The sequence below is a fragment of the Streptomyces iakyrus genome, assembly GCF_000717055.1.
GTDB classification, from domain to species: Bacteria; Actinomycetota; Actinomycetes; order Streptomycetales; family Streptomycetaceae; genus Streptomyces; species Streptomyces iakyrus.
On record NZ_JNXI01000007.1, the window covers coordinates 181,081 to 196,883 of the forward strand.

Annotated in this window: 15 protein-coding genes; 12 read left to right on the forward strand and 3 right to left on the reverse strand. The window is 72.9% G+C overall.

Going from position 1 to position 15,803, the window contains the following annotated elements; translation table 11 throughout:
* The first annotated feature begins 22 nt into the window (after positions 1-22).
* Genes OO68_RS14040 through OO68_RS14055 form a run of 4 tightly spaced genes read left to right on the forward strand, consistent with a single transcriptional unit; the run spans position 23 to position 2,696 of the window.
* Positions 23-724, forward strand: a complete 702-nt coding sequence (locus OO68_RS14040; protein ID WP_033308660.1) for an energy-coupling factor ABC transporter permease — start codon at positions 23-25, stop codon at positions 722-724.
* Positions 721-1,089: an energy-coupling factor ABC transporter substrate-binding protein gene (locus tag OO68_RS14045; RefSeq protein WP_033308661.1), complete on the forward strand. Its 369-nt coding sequence runs from the start codon at positions 721-723 to the stop codon at positions 1,087-1,089. Before OO68_RS14040 ends, OO68_RS14045 begins: the two co-directional genes overlap by 4 nt.
* A 6-nt stretch (positions 1,090-1,095) precedes the next feature.
* The gene (gene cbiQ / locus OO68_RS14050) at positions 1,096-1,845 is read left to right on the forward strand and encodes a cobalt ECF transporter T component CbiQ (protein WP_033308662.1); all 750 of its coding nucleotides are present in this window, start codon (positions 1,096-1,098) and stop codon (positions 1,843-1,845) included.
* Positions 1,842-2,696: an energy-coupling factor ABC transporter ATP-binding protein gene (locus OO68_RS14055; RefSeq protein ID WP_033308663.1), complete on the forward strand. Its 855-nt coding sequence runs from the start codon at positions 1,842-1,844 to the stop codon at positions 2,694-2,696. The genes cbiQ and OO68_RS14055 overlap by 4 nt, the downstream gene beginning before the upstream one ends.
* A 79-nt stretch (positions 2,697-2,775) precedes the next feature.
* On the opposite strand, the gene OO68_RS14060 is transcribed toward OO68_RS14055, so the two are convergent.
* Positions 2,776-3,912, reverse strand: a complete 1,137-nt coding sequence (locus OO68_RS14060; RefSeq protein ID WP_033308729.1) for an amidinotransferase — start codon at positions 3,910-3,912, stop codon at positions 2,776-2,778.
* Positions 3,913-4,078: 166 nt separating this feature from the next.
* On the opposite strand from OO68_RS14060, the gene OO68_RS14065 reads away from it, so the two are divergent.
* The 5 genes from OO68_RS14065 (at position 4,079) to OO68_RS14085 (ending at position 9,303) form a co-directional block, all read left to right on the forward strand.
* Entirely contained in the window at positions 4,079-4,735 is a 657-nt protein-coding gene (locus tag OO68_RS14065; RefSeq protein ID WP_033308730.1) for a maleylpyruvate isomerase N-terminal domain-containing protein, read from the forward strand.
* Positions 4,736-4,810: 75 nt separating this feature from the next.
* Positions 4,811-5,614 carry an alpha/beta fold hydrolase gene (locus OO68_RS14070; RefSeq protein ID WP_033308731.1) on the forward strand — a complete coding sequence of 268 codons (804 nt, stop codon included), beginning with the start codon at positions 4,811-4,813 and terminating at the stop codon, positions 5,612-5,614.
* The gene (locus tag OO68_RS14075; protein ID WP_033308664.1) at positions 5,614-6,936 is read left to right on the forward strand and encodes a PP2C family protein-serine/threonine phosphatase; all 1,323 of its coding nucleotides are present in this window, start codon (positions 5,614-5,616) and stop codon (positions 6,934-6,936) included. Before OO68_RS14070 ends, OO68_RS14075 begins: the two co-directional genes overlap by 1 nt.
* Positions 6,933-7,265 (forward strand): STAS domain-containing protein, encoded by a 333-nt coding sequence (locus OO68_RS14080; protein WP_033308665.1) that lies wholly within the window; start codon positions 6,933-6,935, stop codon positions 7,263-7,265. The genes OO68_RS14075 and OO68_RS14080 overlap by 4 nt, the downstream gene beginning before the upstream one ends.
* Positions 7,266-7,488: 223 nt before the next feature.
* Positions 7,489-9,303: an ABC transporter ATP-binding protein gene (locus OO68_RS14085; protein WP_078625289.1), complete on the forward strand. Its 1,815-nt coding sequence runs from the start codon at positions 7,489-7,491 to the stop codon at positions 9,301-9,303.
* Between the two features lie 9 nt (positions 9,304-9,312).
* Here OO68_RS14085 and OO68_RS14090 read toward each other — a convergent pair whose 3' ends face one another.
* Positions 9,313-10,014: a TetR/AcrR family transcriptional regulator gene (locus OO68_RS14090; RefSeq protein ID WP_033308667.1), complete on the reverse strand. Its 702-nt coding sequence runs from the start codon at positions 10,012-10,014 to the stop codon at positions 9,313-9,315.
* Between the two features lie 208 nt (positions 10,015-10,222).
* On the opposite strand from OO68_RS14090, the gene OO68_RS14095 reads away from it, so the two are divergent.
* From OO68_RS14095 to OO68_RS14105, 3 genes are all read left to right on the forward strand, one after another.
* Positions 10,223-11,719 (forward strand): APC family permease, encoded by a 1,497-nt coding sequence (locus OO68_RS14095; protein ID WP_033308668.1) that lies wholly within the window; start codon positions 10,223-10,225, stop codon positions 11,717-11,719.
* A 21-nt stretch (positions 11,720-11,740) separates the two neighbouring features.
* Positions 11,741-13,402, forward strand: coding sequence for an amidohydrolase (locus tag OO68_RS14100; protein ID WP_033308669.1), 1,662 nt, complete (start codon positions 11,741-11,743; stop codon positions 13,400-13,402).
* A 75-nt stretch (positions 13,403-13,477) separates the two neighbouring features.
* Entirely contained in the window at positions 13,478-14,212 is a 735-nt protein-coding gene (locus OO68_RS14105; protein WP_245236969.1) for a hypothetical protein, read from the forward strand.
* An 11-nt stretch (positions 14,213-14,223) separates the two neighbouring features.
* Here the strand turns inward: OO68_RS14105 and OO68_RS14110 are convergent, their stop codons facing one another.
* The gene (locus tag OO68_RS14110; RefSeq protein WP_245236970.1) at positions 14,224-15,738 is read right to left on the reverse strand and encodes an MFS transporter; all 1,515 of its coding nucleotides are present in this window, start codon (positions 15,736-15,738) and stop codon (positions 14,224-14,226) included.
* Positions 15,739-15,803 lie beyond the last annotated feature (65 nt).

Sequence of the window (15,803 nt, forward strand, 5' to 3'; positions counted from 1 at the left end):
GCTGGAGAGGGTCTGCTGAGCCATGCACATAGCCGAGGGTTTCCTTCCTCCGGCGCACGCGGTCGCCTGGGGCGTCGCGTCGGCGCCGTTCGTCGTCCACGGAGTCCGGTCGCTCACCCGTGAAGTGCGCGAGCACCCCGAGAGCACCCTGCTCCTCGGTGCGTCCGGCGCCTTCACGTTCGTCCTGTCCGCCCTGAAACTGCCGTCCGTCACGGGCAGTTGCTCGCACCCCACCGGCACGGGCCTCGGAGCCATCCTGTTCCGGCCGCCCATCATGGCGGTGCTGGGCACCATCACCCTGCTCTTCCAGGCGCTGCTGCTCGCGCACGGCGGCCTGACCACGCTCGGCGCCAACGTCTTCTCCATGGCGATCGTCGGGCCCTGGGCCGGATACGCCGTGTACAAGCTGCTGCGGCGCTCCAACGCGCCGCTGATGGTCGCGGTGTTCGCCGGCGCGTTCGTCGCCGACCTGTCCACCTACTGCGTCACCAGCGTGCAGCTGGCGCTCGCCTTCCCCGACCCGGGCAGCGGGTTTCTGGGCGCGCTCGGCAAGTTCGGCTCCATCTTCGCCGTCACCCAGATCCCGCTCGCGGTGAGCGAGGGCCTGCTGACCGTGCTCGTGATGCGGCTGCTGGTGCAGTCGAGCAAGGGCGAACTGACCCGGCTGGGTGTGCTCCTCGCCAAGAAGCAGTCCCGGACCGAGACCGAGGCGGTGGCCCGATGAGCCGGAACACGAAGATCAACCTGGTGCTGCTGCTCGCCGTGGCGGCGCTCGCCGTGCTGCCGCTGGTGCTCGGCCTCGGCGACCACAAGGAGGAGCCGTTCACGGGCGCCGACGCCGAGGCCGAGACGGCGATCACCGAGCTGAAGCCGGACTACGAACCGTGGTTCTCGCCCCTGTACGAACCGCCCTCCGGTGAGATCGAATCGGCGCTGTTCTCCCTCCAGGCGGCTCTCGGCGCCGGTGTCCTCGCCTACTACTTCGGGCTGCGCCGGGGCCGTCGGCAGGGCGAGCAGCGGGCGCTGGAGCGCGAGGCCGACAGGGCGCTCACCGGCGCCGCCGGGAAGTCCGCGGCGGAACGGGACTGAGCCCGGGTGCTGCCGATCGACGCGGCGGCGCACAGCAGTCGCTGGCGCCGCCGCCATCCCGTGGACAAGGCCGTGCTCGGACTCGGCCTCACGCTGCTCGCGATCTCGCTGCCGCCCTGGCCGGGTGCGGCCCTGGTGCTCCTGAGCGCCCTGGTGGTGCTGCTGGGGCCGGCCGGCGTGCCCCGGCGGCGGCTGTGGCGGGCCTACCGGGTCCCGCTGGGCTTCTGCGTGACCGGCGCGCTCACGCTGCTCGTCCAGGTGGGCGGTCCGGGGGGCTTCGTCTCCCTCGCGGACGACGGGCCGGTCCGGGCCGGGGAGCTGCTGCTGCGCACCTCGGCGGCCTCCCTGGGCGTGCTGCTGTTCGCCTTCACCACACCCATGTCCGACCTGCTGCCCCGCCTGGTCCGGGCCGGGGTCCCGGCGCCGGTCGTCGACGTCGCGCTCGTGACGTACCGGATGAGCTTCCTGCTGCTGGACTCGATGCGGCGCATCCGGGAGGCCCAGGCGGCCCGGCTCGGGCACACCGGCCGGGCCGCTGAGTGGCGTTCGCTGGCCGGGCTCGGCGCCACCGCCTTCGTCCGGGCCTTCGACCGGGCGACCCGTCTCCAGGCCGGACTCGCCGGGCGCGGTTACGACGGCACCCTGCGCGTCCTGGTGCCCGAGGCCCGGGTGTCGGTGCGCTTCACGGCCGCCAGTTGCGCGCTGCTCGCGACGTTGGCCGCCCTCACCTTCGTACTGGAAAGGCCGCTGACATGAGCGAGCCCGCCCTCGTCGCCCTGCGGGGCGCGACCTACGCCTACGAGGACGGCCCCACCGTGCTCAGCGGGCTCGACTTCGAGATCCGGGAGGGTCGCGCACTCGCGCTGCTCGGCCGCAACGGCAGCGGGAAGACCACGCTGATGCGGCTGCTCTCCGGCGGACTGCGGCCGCAGGAGGGCCGGCTGACGGTCGAGGGGCAGCCGGTGGCGTACGACCGCAAGGGTCTGACCCGGCTGCGGACCACCGTGCAGCTGGTGGTGCAGGACCCGGACGACCAGCTGTTCGCCGCTTCCGTCGAGCAGGACGTGTCGTTCGGGCCGCTGAACCTCGGTCTCGACGACCCACAGGTGCGGGCGCGGGTGGCGGAGGCGCTCGCCGCGCTGGACATCACCGCTCTGGCCGACCGGCCCACCCATCTGCTCTCCTACGGCCAGCGCAAGCGCACCGCCATCGCGGGCGCGGTCGCCATGCGGCCCCGTGTGCTCGTCCTCGACGAGCCGACGGCCGGGCTCGACCCCGACGGCCAGGAGCGGCTCCTCACCACCCTCGACGGACTCCGTGCCGCGGGCACCACGGTGGTGATGGCCACCCATGACGTGGACCTCGCCCTGCGCTGGGCCGACGACGCCGCGCTCCTCACCCCGTCCGGCGTCCGCACCGGGCCGGCCGCCACGGCCCTGGCCCGCCCGGACCTCCTACGCGAGGCCGGGCTGCGCCTGCCGTGGGGCGCCGCGGCGGCGGAACTCCTGCGCGCCCAGGGGCTGCTGTCCGGCAGCGAGCCGGGGCCGCGTACCCCCGACGAACTCGCCGCTCTCGCGACGGCACGGCAGGAGGCGTCCGGCCGCTGAAGGGCGCCCCCATGGCCCTGTCGCCGCCGGTCCCCCTTCACCTGCGGCCGCCGAGCGGCCCGGTCAGCGGCCCGGTCAGTCAGTCGAAGTAGGACTGGAGCGGGCCGCGGCGCCGGACGTCCAGGGTCGCGCAGTGGAACGAGCCGCCGAAGGGGGCGTAGTGCAGCAGGTCGCACGGGATCGGCTCGAAGCCCCACTTCTCCAGTGCGCGCAGCATCCCCGTGTGGTGCCGCTCCGCGATCACCTGCTTCTCGTCGAGCATGAGCACGTTCATGCTGAGCCACTTGCCGCACATCGACGTGATCTTGAGCAGCCGCTCGTCGATCGGGTCGGGCTCGGGAGCCACGAGGACGTCCCAGGAGCCGAGGACGTCCGGCAGGCGGTCGGGGTCGATGTACTCGGGGTTGATCAGCACCTTCCCGGGTGCGAGCAGGACGAACGTCGTGTCGATGTGCATGGGGGTGCGGCAGCGGCTCTCGATCTCGTGGATGCGGTATTCCGGGCCGAGGTGGCGGCGCAGCCAGTCGATGCCCATCGCGTTGGTGACGTTGCTGCGGGTGACGAACAGGTCCCGTCCCGCCCGGACGAAGTCCGCCGCGTCGAAGACGGGCTCGAACTCGGTGAGGATGTACCGCATGGGCTCGCCCGGCCCCGGCACGCGGAAGTCCGGATCGAACAGCTCGTCGGTGAGCTGCGGCCTGGGGGCAGCCGTCCAGCGCGCGCCGCGCCGGAAGTAGTCCTTGAGGACCGGGCGGTAGGAGTGCGTCTCGAAGTACCGGCAGGGCCACGCCATCGGCGTCTCGATGATCTCTTCGCCGATCACGAGCATGCTGTCGCGCGGGCAGGTGTTGCAGAAGCCGCGCGAGGTCCAGTCGGGGGTGCCGAAGCGGCGCCGGTGGTCGACCGCCTCCGGCCGCCGGACCGTGACGCCGAGGGACTCCAGCAGGGCGACGAAGGCGTCGATCTCCTGCTGCGCCTGCTCGACGAGCAGCCGCGGATACCGGAAGCCGGCCGCGAGCCCCTGCAACCGCCCTGCCCACGGCGGCACGTTGCAGGTCACAACCGCGTGGCCGGAGGGGATCGTCGCGCCCTCCAGGCGTCCGACGATGATCTCCTCCAGCGGATCCCACTCGGTGTGCGAACGGACCGGCGACAGGAGCGGCTCCGCGCCCTCGCCGGCCGCGGACGGCATTCCGGGATTCTGCAGGACGGTCATGCTCACCACCTCTTGGAGCGCGAGCCAGGTGAAACGCCGCAATCGCCGGCTCACTCGACGTGACCCTCCGGGGACGCGGCCGTCGACGGTCGCGACGCTCCCGGTAACCCTCCAGGTGCCCGCATTGCGCTTGTCCACGCTCGCCGCACCGCACTACGGTGCCGAGGTGGATCTCTTCACCCGCTCATGGGCCGCCCTGCGCGCGGCGGTTGACGACCTGTCCGACGAGGACTTCGGGCGCCCCTCGGGGTGTACGGGCTGGCTGGTGCGGGATCTGGTGTGCCACCTGATCGTCGACGCCCAGGACGTCCTGATCACCCTGGCCACCCCGTCCGACCGGGAACCGACCCGGGACGCACTGACCTACTGGGACATCTCCGCTACTCCGCCCACGGGCGACGACCCGCTCGACGCGCTGACCGTCCGGCTGGCCGCCGCGTACGAGGATCCGCACCTCTTGAAGTTCCACCTGGACGACGTCGGCTCCGCCGCCGGGCGCGCGGCCCTGCTCGCCGATCCGGCCGGCCGGGTGGGCACCCGCGACGAGGTCCTCACCGTGGGCGACTTCCTCGCCACGTACGTCCTGGAGTGGACGCTGCACCACCTCGACCTGATCGCCCACCTCCCGGACGCGCAGCAGCCGCCCGCGGAGGGGCTCGCCCGCTCCCGGGAGATGCTGGAGGGAATCGCGGGGAGCCCGTTCCCGACGTCCTGGCACGACGTGGACGCGCTGCTCGTCGGCACCGGGAGGCGGGCGCCGACCGGGGCGGAGCAGGCCGAGCTCGGCGACGCGGCCTCCAGGGTGCCGCTCTACCTGGGCTGACTTCGCGGTCGCGAAGAGGCCGCCCCCCCTGGCCCGCCGTCGAGGGACTCCCTCCGAGGTGGGAGCATGGTCCGCATGGACATCCGCCGCAGGAACAACGTCAACGTCACCGGCCCCGACGACGCGCCGGTGCTGCTCCTGGCGCACGGGTTCGGCTGCGACCAGAACATGTGGCGGCTGGTGGTGCCGGCGCTTGCGAAGCGCTACCGGGTGGTGCTGTTCGACTACGTCGGCTCCGGCGGCTCGGACCTCGCCGCGTGGAGCGAGGAGCGCTACTCCTCGCTCCAGGGCTACGCCGCCGACGTCGTCGACGTCTGCGAGGAGCTGGACCTGCGGCAGGCGGTGTTCGTGGGGCACTCGGTGAGTGCCATGGTCGGCGTGCTGGCGGAGCAGGCGGCGCCGGAGCGGATCGGGGCGCTCGTGATGGTGACGCCCTCGCCCTGCTACATCGACGACGAGGGCTACCGCGGCGGCTTCAGCACGGAGGACATCGACGAGCTGCTCGCCTCCCTGGAGGCGAACTACCTGGGCTGGTCGTCCGCCATGGCCCCGGTGATCATGGGCAACCCGGAGCGCCCGGAGCTCGGGCAGGAACTGACCAACAGCTTCTGCGCCACCGACCCCGACATCGCCCGGGTCTTCGCCCGTACGACGTTCCTCACCGACAGCCGCGAGGACCTCAAGGGCGTGTCCGTGCCGACGCTCGTGCTGGAGTGCGAGCAGGACGCCATCGCGCCCCGCGAGGTCGGCGCCTTCGTGCACGGGGCGATCCCCGGTTCCCGTCTGGTCACGCTCGACGCCACCGGGCACTGCCCGCAGCTCAGCGCGCCGGAGGCCACCACCGGGGCGATCCTCGGCTTCCTGGAGTCCCTGAAGTGATGTGCCGTACGGGCGGTGTGCCCGAGCCCGCGGGGACGGGGGGCGAGGCGAGCACGGACGCGGCCTTCACCGCCCTGCTGGAGGACAGCATGGAGGACCTGTACGAGTCCGCGCCGTGCGGCTACCTGTCCACGATGATGGACGGCACCATCGCCAAGATCAACACCACGCTGCTGGACTGGCTCGGCCTGGAGCGTGAGGCCGTCGTGGGCCGCAAGCGCTTCACGGACCTGCTGACCATCGGCGGCAAGCTCTACCACGAGACGCACTTCGCCCCGCTGCTGCGCATGCAGGGCGAGCTGCGGGGCATAGCCCTGGAGATGCGACGCCGGGACGGCGGCCGGCTGCCGGTGCTGGTCTCCGCCGTGATCAAGCACGGCACCGGGGGCGAGCCCCTGCTGATCCGCATCACCGTCTTCGACGCCTCGGACCGCCGCGCCTACGAGAAGGAACTCCTGCACCGCCGGCAGGAGGCCGAGCGGGCCCGCGCCGAGGCGGACGAGGCCCGGCGGCAGGCCGAGGCGGACCGGACCAGGCTGACCGAGGCGCTCGCCGTCCTGCAGCGTTCCCTCGTGCCGGACTCACTGCCCGAGGTACCGGGCCTGGAGACGGCCGTCCACTACCACACGGCCGCGCCGGATCAGCTCGGCGGCGACTTCTACGACCTGTTCCCCGTCGCCGGCGACCGGTGGGCGTTCTTCCTCGGCGACGTGTGCGGCAAGGGCCCCGAGGCCGCCTCCCTCACCTCGCTGGTCCGCTACACCCTGCGCGCCGCCGCCCACCACGACCCGGATCCGGCCTCGGCGCTGACTACGCTGAACGCCGTCCTGCACGAGCGGTACACCGGCGACGGCGACCCCCGGTACTGCACCTGCATCGTCGGGATCGTCGAGCCGGGCGGCGACCACGGGCCGACGGCCGTGCGTCTCGCCTCCGGCGGCCACCCGCCGGCGCTCGTCCTGCGGTCCGACGGCCACGCCGAGTTCCTGCCCACCCCGGGCGGCCTGCTCATCGGCGTCGTCCCCGGCGCGCCGATCGGCACCGCCGAGACCGTCCTCGGCCCCGGCGACACGGTCGTGCTCTACACCGACGGCCTCACCGAGGCCCGCACCGGCCCCGGCCGGGACGACCTGTACGGCGAGGACGCCCTGCACGCCTTCGCCGGCGACCACGCGCCGGGCACGCCGCACAAGGTGATCACCGCCCTGACCGGGCTGCTGGAGAGCTTCGGCGACGGCCTGGACGACGACACCGCGCTGCTCGCCCTCGGCGTTCCCGCCACCTCTTCCCCCATAGGCACCGTAACGAGTCACACCTCATGAACCCGCTCACCGTCGCACAGCACGACACCGCGACCGGCCCCGTCCTGCACGTGGCCGGCGACCTGGACTACGACCACGCCCCCGTCCTGCGGGGCAGGCTCGACCAGCTCTCCCTGTCACCGGGGCAGTGTCTGGTCCTCGACCTGTCCGGACTGGAGTTCTGCGACTCCTCGGGCATCACCGCGCTCCTCGCCGCCCGCCAGCACGCGCTGGCCGCCGGGGCCGACGTCGTCCTGGCCGCCGTACCGGCGAACCTCCTGCGTGTCCTCACCCTCGTAGGCCTCGACCAGGTCTTCACGCTCCGCCCGGGCTCCAGCGCCGCGTCCTGAACCGCACGGAAGCCCCGGGGGCGGCGACCGCTCCCCCGGCCCGCCCGCCGTGCCCCCGAGCGCTCCCCGCACACCACCGCCCGGCCGGAAAACGCTTGGACTCCGCGGTCGGTATCGCGGGACACTTCCGGACTCGACCCGAAACCTCACGCATCCGTTGCGGTGATGGCCCCTGCCCGCACACGCGGCGCGGCGGGCGGCCACAGGACGACACAGGGGTGGGATGGAAAAGCCGGAAACACACAGGGTTTTACCGGGCAGGCGCTCGGTGCTCCTCGCGCTTCGCCACTACGGACGGGAGTTGTCACGGCTGCGCCGGTGGACGGCTCCCGCGATGCTGCTCTCGGCGCTGGGCAACATCGGAATCAACTACGTGGCGCCGCTGATCGTCGCCAGGCTGGTCGGCGACATCGCCGGGAACGAGGACGTCACGGCGGGCTCAACACTGCCGTACGTGCTGGCCTTCGCCGGTGTCCTGCTGACCGCGGAGGCACTGTGGCGCGTCGCCCTGCACTGCCTCACCCGTCTCGAAGCCCTGGGCATCGAGCACCTCTACGTGATCGGCATGGACGAACTGTTCGCCAAGGACGCCGCGTTCTTCCATGACAACTTCGCCGGCTCGCTGACCAAGCGGGTCCTCAGCTTCGCCTCCCGGTTCGAGCAGTTCGTCGACACACTGACGTTCCAGATCGTGGGGAGCTTCGTGCCACTGCTGTTCGGCGCGGTGGTGCTGTGGCGTTACGAACCGCTGCTCGTCGTCGGTCTCCTGGTGATGATCGCCCTGACGGCGGTGCTGGTCGTGCCGCTCATCCGGCGCCGGCAGGCGCTCGTCGACCGGCGTGAGGAGGCGATCGCGCGGGTGTCGGGCCATGTCGCCGACAGCCTGATGAACATGGACACCGTGCGGGCGTTCGCCGCGGAGGAGCGCGAGGCCGCCGAACACCGGTCCCGGGTCGCGATGTCCCGCCGGCTCACCATGCGGTCGTGGGACTACGGCAACCTGCGCATCGACACGCTGGTCGCGCCGATGTCCGTCCTCACCAACGCGATGGGCCTGCTGCTCGCGGTGACGCTGGGCGGTGGCGCGCACGGCGTGGAGGCCATCGTGGTGGCCTTCGCCTACTACAGCAACGCGACGCGGATCATGTTCGAGTTCAACCAGATCTACCGCCGGCTGGAGAGCTCGATGACGGAGGCAGCGCAGTTCACCGAGCTGCTCCTGACCCCGCCGACGGTGCTCGACCCGCCGGCACCGGAGCCGCTGCCGGCCCGGGCGGCCGACGTCCGCTTCGAGAAGGTGACCTTCGCCCACCGGGGCGGCCGGCGGCTCTTCGAGGGGCTCGACCTGGCCGTGCCGAGCGGGGCGAAGATCGGTCTCGTGGGCCGGTCCGGCGGCGGCAAGACCTCGCTCACCCGGCTGCTGCTGCGGATGACCGACATCGACGGCGGCCGTATCCTGGTCGGCGGCCAGGACATCAGCCGGGTGCGCCAGGCCGATCTGCGCGGCCGGATCGCGTACGTGCCGCAGGACCCGGCGATGTTCCACCGCACGCTGCGGGACAACATCGCCTTCGCCCGGCCGGACGCCACCGACGCCGAGATCCGCCGGGCGGCCGAGGCGGCCCATGTCACCGAGTTCGCCGACGCGTTGCCGGACGGCTTCGACACCATGGTCGGCGAGCGGGGCGTCAAGCTGTCCGGCGGGCAGCGCCAGCGGGTCGCCCTCGCCCGGGCGATCCTGCGGGACGCGCCGATCCTGCTGCTCGACGAGGCGACCAGCGCCCTGGACTCCGAGAGCGAACTGCTGGTCCAGGAGGCGCTGTGGCGGCTCATGGACGGGCGGACGGCGCTGGTGGTGGCGCACCGGCTGAGCACGGTCGCCGGCATGGACCAGCTCGTCGTCCTCGACCGCGGGCGGATCGTCGAACAGGGCAGCCATCAAGAGCTGCTCGCGAACGGCGGTGCCTACGCCAAGCTGTGGCAGCACCAGTCGGGCGGCTTCCTGGACGACACCCCCGGGCGGGCCGAGGTGCTGTAGCGCAGGCGCTCACGTCCCTTTGAGGGCCCGCGCCCGGGCCGCCAGGGCCTCCAGCAGGAGGTCCACCGCCGGTTCGAAGGAGCTGTCCGCCATCGCGGGCAGCTCCCGGCGGACCAGGGTCAGGGACGGGTACGTCGCCGGGTCGAGGTCCTGGTAGACGTCCCGCCAGGACCGGTGGTCGGCCTCGCGCTGCTGCGCTGGGAGGGCGAGGAACGCGGCCTCCGTGGCGGCGTGGCTGAGCACGGTGTCGATGAAGGCCAGGTAGAGCCGTGCTGCGTCGGCCGGCGGGAAGCCCGCGGTGAGCAGCAGGCCGATGCCCGTCTCCACGGCGCGGATCTCGTTCGGGCGCCGGGTGACGCGGTGGGCCGCCATGGCCGCCGCGCGGGGATGGGCGAGGTAACCCGCGCGGACCCTGAGGGCCACCTCCCGCAGCGAGGCCGCCCAGTCGTCCCCGGGCGTGAAGCCGGCCATCGCGTCGCCGATGATCCGGTCGGCGATGGCGAGCACGAGGTCGTCGGTGTCGTGGAAGTAGCGGTAGAGCGCGGTCGGGTCGCAGCCCAGGGCCGCGCCGAGCCTGCGCACGCTCAGCGCCTCGGGCCCGTGCTCGCCGATGAGCCGCAGCGCGGTCTGCACGATCAGGTCCTCCGACAACAGGACCCCCGAACGGGTCGGCCGGCGGCGTCGTCGTTCCTGCGGGACACGGGTGGTCATGACCGGGACTCCTCTCCTCGCAGGCGGAAGGCTCCGCGCACCGGCGGCGCCTCGCGCACGGACGGTTCCTCACGCACGGACGGTTCCTCGCGCAATGCAGTGAACGGCCCCCGTCGCCTTACGTCAACAGGGTTGACCCAATGTGGACAGCGGATGTTCCATCACAGTCCCGCGCGGCTCTTCCCACCACTCCCCCGAGGAGCCCTTCATGTCCTCCGCACCGCCCTCGCCACGCCCCGCGCTGCGCCGTTCCCTCGGCGTCGTCGACGGTGTCGCCATCGCCGCGTCCAGCACCGCAGCCACCACCAGCATCGCCATCGGCATGGGCGCGATCGCCACCATCGTCGGCCTGCAAGCCCCGGCGCTGCTGCTGCTGGCGTTCCTGCCGGTGCTGGGCATCGCCCTCGCCTACGCCCGTCTCAACCGCTCCGAACCCAACTGCGGCAACGGCTACACCTGGGTCGGCAGATCCCTCGGCCCCTGGCCGGGCTTCCTGACCGGCTGGGTGACGCTGGTCGGCTCGGTCATCTTCTGCGCCTACACCAGCGCGATCATGGGATCGGTCGTGCTGGCCTTCGCCAACAAGGCCGGTCTGCGCAGCCTGGCCGGCATCGCCCTGGATCCGACGTCCACCGGCGTCTGCACGGCGGTCGGGCTGGTGATCCTGCTCGCCCTGGCCGCCCTGGCGGTCACCGGCGTCCGGGGCGCGACCAGGTTCCAGTTCGGGCTGCTGGTCTTCGAGTACGCGGTGCTGCTCGGCTTCTGCGGCTGGGCCCTGGTCGCCGGCGACCACGCGGTCTCCCTGTCCTGGTTCAACCCGTTCGAGATCTCCAGCGGCACCGCCTTCGCCCAGGGCATGGTCCTCGCGGTGTTCTTCTTCTGGGGCTGGGACGCGGCCTTCAGCGTCACCGAGGAGACGAAGGACCCGGGCGACTCGGCGCGGGGCGGACTCATCGCCCTGTTCGCGATGCTCGGCCTGTTCCTCTTCGCGTCGGTGGCCTTCCAGCGGGAGATGAGCCTGGCCGAACTCGTCCGCAACGGCCCGCAGGCCCTCGGCTACCTCGGGGAGAAGCTCGCCGCCGAGCCCTGGGCCACCCTGCCCCTGCTGGCCCTGATGTTCTCCGCCGTCGCCTCGGTGCAGGCCACCCTGATCCCCACCGCGCGCGGCCTGCTCGCCATGGGCCGCGACCGCACCATGGGCCCGCTGTGGACGCGGGTCCACCCGCGCTACGGCACTCCAGCCGCCGGGACGGTCGTCGTGATGTCCGTCGCGGCCGTGATCGCCGTGCTCGCCTTCGCGATCCCCAAGCTGAGCGACATGCTGCTGGCCGCCGTCAACGCCATCGGCCTGATCGTGGCCCTCTACTACGGCCTGACCGCGCTCGCCTGCGCCGTGCGCTTCCGCGCCTCGTGGCACGAGGGCCCGCGCGAGGCGCTGCTCGCCGTCGTCGTGCCCGCCCTGTCCGGGCTGGTGCTGCTGGGCCTGGGCGGCTATCTCGGCTACTCGTACCTCACGATGAGCGATCACTTCGAACTGAGCCCGGACAACGGCTGGTTCATGTTCTCGCTGCCCGCCGTGATCGTGCTCGCCGGCCTCGTCATGGCCGCCGTGGCCAAGTACGTCCGGCGCTCGTCCTACTTCACCACCGGGCGCGGCACCGACGCCGAAGCCCTCACCCTGCCGATGGACCGCGCGGCGGTCTGACCCTCCTTGGAGTTCACCCCGATGTCACACCCCCCTGCCCAGGGACCCGCGGACCTCGTCCTGACCGGCGGTCCGGTGCACACCGTCGACCCGGCCCGCAGCCGCGCCACCTCGGTGGCCGTGCGCGGCGGGCGGATCGTCGCCGTCTGCCACGACGAGGTACGCGAGCTGACCGGGCCGCGCACCGAGGTCGTCGACCTCGCCGGGAAATTGCTGCTGCCGGGCTTCCAGGACGCCCATGTCCATCCGATGGGCGCCGGCCTCGAACTCGGCCTGTGCCATCTCGCCGACACCGTCGACGCGGGCGAGTACCTGCGCAGGATCGGGGCGTACGCGAAGGAGCACCCGGACGTCGAGTGGATCACCGGGGGCGGCTGGTCCCTGGAGGCGTTCCCCGGCGGCTCCCCCACGGCCGCCGCCCTCGACGCGGTGGTCGCGGACCGGCCCGTCTTCCTGCCCAACCGCGACCACCACGGCGCCTGGGTCAACAGCCGGGCCCTGGAGCGTGCGGGCATCGACGCCCGGACCCCCGACCCCGTCGACGGCCGGATCGAGCGCGACGCTGCGGGCAACCCGACCGGGATGCTCCAGGAGGGCGCGGTCCACCTGGTCGGCAGGCTGGTGCCGGACCCCACGCCGCAGGAGCAGCTCGCCGGTCTGCTGCGCGCCCAGGCCGTGCTGCACTCCCACGGCGTCACGGCCTGGCAGGACGCCATCGTCGGCACGTACGCCAACCTGACCGACCCGGCCCCGGCCTATCTGACGGCGCTGGACCGGGGGCTGCTCACCGCGCGGGTCGTCGGCGCCCTGTGGTGGGACCGCGAGCGCGGCGCCGAGCAGATCGGTGAACTCCTCGCCAGGAGGGAGGAGCTGAGCCGGGACCGGTTCCGCGCCGGGACCGTGAAGATCATGCAGGACGGCATCGCGGAGAACCACACCGCCGCCATGCTGTCCCCCTACCTGACCGGCTGCGGCTGCACCTCGGACAACAGCGGCATCAGCTTCGTCGAGCCGGGCGAGCTGCGGAAGTACGTCACCGAACTGGACGCGCACGGCTTCCAGGTGCACTTCCACGCCCTCGGTGACCGGGCGGTGCGCGAGGCGCTCGACGCCGTGGAGTCCGCCCGGACCGCGAACGGCCGTCGCGACACGCGGCACCACCTGGCGCACCTCCAGGTCGTCCACCCCGACGACCTGCCCCGTTTCCGCGCGCTGGGCGCGAGCGCCAACCTCCAGATGCTGTGGGCCGCCCACGAACCGCAGATGGACGAGCTGACCCTGCCCTTCCTGGGGGCGGAACGCGGCGCGTGGCAGTACCCGTTCGGGGACCTGCTGCGCGCCGGGGCGACCCTGGCCGCCGGGAGCGACTGGCCCGTCAGCAGCCCCGACCCGCTCCAGGCCATCCATGTCGCCGTCAACCGGGTCTCCCACGAGGCCCCCGAGGGCACCCCGGCCTTCTTCCCGGAGCAGCGCATCGACCTGGGCACCGCCATCGCCGCGTACACGGCGGGCAGCGCGTACGTGAACCATCTCGACGCGACCACCGGCAGCATCACCGTCGGCAAGGCGGCCGACCTCGTCGTCCTGGACCGCGACCCGTTCGCGGGTCCGCCCGAGGAGATCGCCGCGACCCGGGTCCTGGAGACCTTCGTCGAAGGCCGGCGGGTCCACAGCAGCGGCTGAGGCGTGTTCCAATGCTCGGCGGGTTTCCGTCCGCGGAGGGGATGAGGCACGGTGGGGTCGTCGGGGCACGGGGTCATGCGGTCCGTGATGTGGGTGCTGCTCGCGGTCGTCGCGCTCGGCGTCGGGGTGGCGTCCGCCTTCCAGATCCGCGGGGCGCTGGAGCGGGAGCGGGAGTACCGCGGCGCGGCTGCCTGCGCCGCCGCCCCCGCCGAGGCGTCGGGGTGCGTGTGGGAGCAGGAGTTCACCGTGCGGCGTGCCGCCCTGAACCGCGGCGAGCGCAGCGAGCCCCCCGAGGCGGAGCTGGTGCCGCCGTCGGGCGAGCCGTGGGAGGTGACGTTCCTGCGCACCGAGCCCGTGATGTCCGAGATGCAGCCGGGCGAGAAGGTCGTCGGTGTGATCTGGCACGGCCGTGTCGTCGAGGTACGGGACGCCGAGGACCGGCGGCAGCAGACGTCCGACGGGCCGGTGGGATGGCCCGAGGACCGATTGGGCGGTGCGCTGGCCTGCACCTCGTTCGGCCTGGCGGCCCTCGCGGGCGGGCTGTGGCCCCTCTTCGCGCGGGGCGAGCCGCGCCACGTGACCGCGGCGAAGATGGTGCGGTGGCACGGCGTGGCCCTGGGCGGCACGGCGATCCTGACGCTGTGGGCGCAGGCGGCCAACGACTGGCCGTTGTGGGCCCTTCCCGCGATCTGGGGACCGCTCGCGCTGCTGATCCTGGCGTCCATGACGGCCTTCGCCCTCGGCGCGCTGCGCGGCGACCTGGACGACGACGCGCCCGCCCCACGGGAGCCCCGGCCCCAGCCCTCGTGAAACGGGGACGCTCAGGTCTGCCGGGCGTGCACGGGGCTGTGGGCGACGTCGTCCGGACAGGCGCGGTGCTGCTCCCCGCTCCGCCGGTCGCGCCGCCAGTCGTACGCCGCCAGGGCCAGCGACGCGGCCATGCCGACGAGCCCGGCGACCAGAGCGAGGAAGAGGGCGCCGCGGTAGTCGTCGCTCCTGCTGCCGAGCACCAGGTAGTAGAGACCGGGCAGGGCGGCGGTGCCCACCGCGGCGCCGAGCCGCTGGCCGGTCTGAAGGGCGCCGCCCGCCGCTCCCGCCATGTGCACGGGGACGTCGCGCAGTGTCATGGTGATGTTGGGGGAGATCACGCACCCGCCGCCGACGCCGCCGAGGAACAGGACCGGGGCGGCGATCCAGGGCGCGATGTCGAGGGGCGCGAAACGCAGCAGCAGCGCGGCGCCGCCGAGGCCGAGGATCACGCCGGTGAGCCCGCCCACGGTGAGCAGCCGGCCGAGCCTGTCCACCAGCCGCCCGGAGACGGCGGCCGCGAAGGCCGAGCCGAGGGCGAAGGGCGTCACGGCGAGGCCGGATTCGAGCGGGGAGAAGCCGAGGCCGTGCTGGTAGAAGAGAGCGAAGACCAGCCAGACGCCGGCGAAGCCGATGAAGTAGAGCGTGCCGACGCCCGCGCCGACGGCGTAGCCGCGCACGGTGGTGAACAGGCGCGGGTCGAGCAGCGGCTGGGTGCCGCGGTCCAGCAGGCGGCGCTGCCAGCGGGTGAAAGCGAAGAGGAGCCCCGCCGCGGCCGGGAACATCCACCACAGCCGGGTGAGGCCGCCGGTCTCCGCCTGCACCAGCGGGTACATGAGCGCGAGGACACCGAGGCCGAGGAGCACGACGCCGGGCAGGTCGACGTGTTCCCGGCCGGAGCGCCGGGTGCGGGGCAGCAGGCGGCGTCCGAGGAGGACCGCGAGGATGCCGATGGGCACGTTGACGTAGAAGATCCACCGCCAGCCCTGGGCGCCGTCGGCCAGCGCGAGGATGAGGCCGCCGGCGAGGGGGCCGACGCCGGAGGAGATCCCGACAGTGGCGCCGAAGAAGCCGAAGGCGCGGCCCCGCTCGGCGCCCCGGAACATCTGCTGGATGAGCGCGGAGTTCTGCGGGGCCATGAAGCCGGCCGCCAGGCCCTGGGCGAGCCGGGCCACCACCAGCAGCGTGATGTTCGGGGCCGCTCCGCAGGCCGCGCTGAACAGCACGAAACCGCTGAGGGCGACGAGGAAGATGCGGCGCCGGTCCAGGGCGTCGCCGAGGCGCCCTGCGGTGACGAGGGCCAGGCCGAAGGAGAGGGCGTAGCCGGACACCACCCACTGCACCTCGGCCGCTGAGGCGTGCAGCTCCTGCTGGATGGTGGGCAGGGCGACCGCCACGATCGACACGTCCAGCAGGCTCATGAAGCCGGCCACCAGCGTCACCCACAGGGCCCGCCACCGCTTGGGGTCCGGCTCGTAGCCGTCCTGCCGCGCGCCCTGGTTCCGGCCGCCCTCCGCCGACGCTGTCACTTGGGCTCCTCTCACCAGGCACGCACCCGGCGCATCGGGTTCCCCCGCCGGAGCACGGGCACACC

Excerpts from the sequence above, each read along its gene's own strand:
- OO68_RS14040 (WP_033308660.1), top strand. The coding sequence starts at position 23 with ATGCACATAGCCGAGGGTTTCCTTCCTCCGGCGCACGCGGTCGCCTGG.
- OO68_RS14045 (WP_033308661.1), top strand. The coding sequence starts at position 721 with ATGAGCCGGAACACGAAGATCAACCTGGTGCTGCTGCTCGCCGTGGCG.
- OO68_RS14055 (WP_033308663.1), top strand. The coding sequence starts at position 1,842 with ATGAGCGAGCCCGCCCTCGTCGCCCTGCGGGGCGCGACCTACGCCTAC.
- OO68_RS14060 (WP_033308729.1), bottom strand. The coding sequence starts at position 3,912 with ATGACCGTCCTGCAGAATCCCGGAATGCCGTCCGCGGCCGGCGAGGGC.
- OO68_RS14070 (WP_033308731.1), top strand. The coding sequence starts at position 4,811 with ATGGACATCCGCCGCAGGAACAACGTCAACGTCACCGGCCCCGACGAC.
- OO68_RS14075 (WP_033308664.1), top strand. The coding sequence starts at position 5,614 with ATGTGCCGTACGGGCGGTGTGCCCGAGCCCGCGGGGACGGGGGGCGAG.
- OO68_RS14080 (WP_033308665.1), top strand. The coding sequence starts at position 6,933 with ATGAACCCGCTCACCGTCGCACAGCACGACACCGCGACCGGCCCCGTC.
- OO68_RS14085 (WP_078625289.1), top strand. The coding sequence starts at position 7,489 with ATGGAAAAGCCGGAAACACACAGGGTTTTACCGGGCAGGCGCTCGGTG.
- OO68_RS14090 (WP_033308667.1), bottom strand. The coding sequence starts at position 10,014 with ATGACCACCCGTGTCCCGCAGGAACGACGACGCCGCCGGCCGACCCGT.
- OO68_RS14095 (WP_033308668.1), top strand. The coding sequence starts at position 10,223 with ATGTCCTCCGCACCGCCCTCGCCACGCCCCGCGCTGCGCCGTTCCCTC.
- OO68_RS14100 (WP_033308669.1), top strand. The coding sequence starts at position 11,741 with ATGTCACACCCCCCTGCCCAGGGACCCGCGGACCTCGTCCTGACCGGC.
- OO68_RS14105 (WP_245236969.1), top strand. The coding sequence starts at position 13,478 with ATGCGGTCCGTGATGTGGGTGCTGCTCGCGGTCGTCGCGCTCGGCGTC.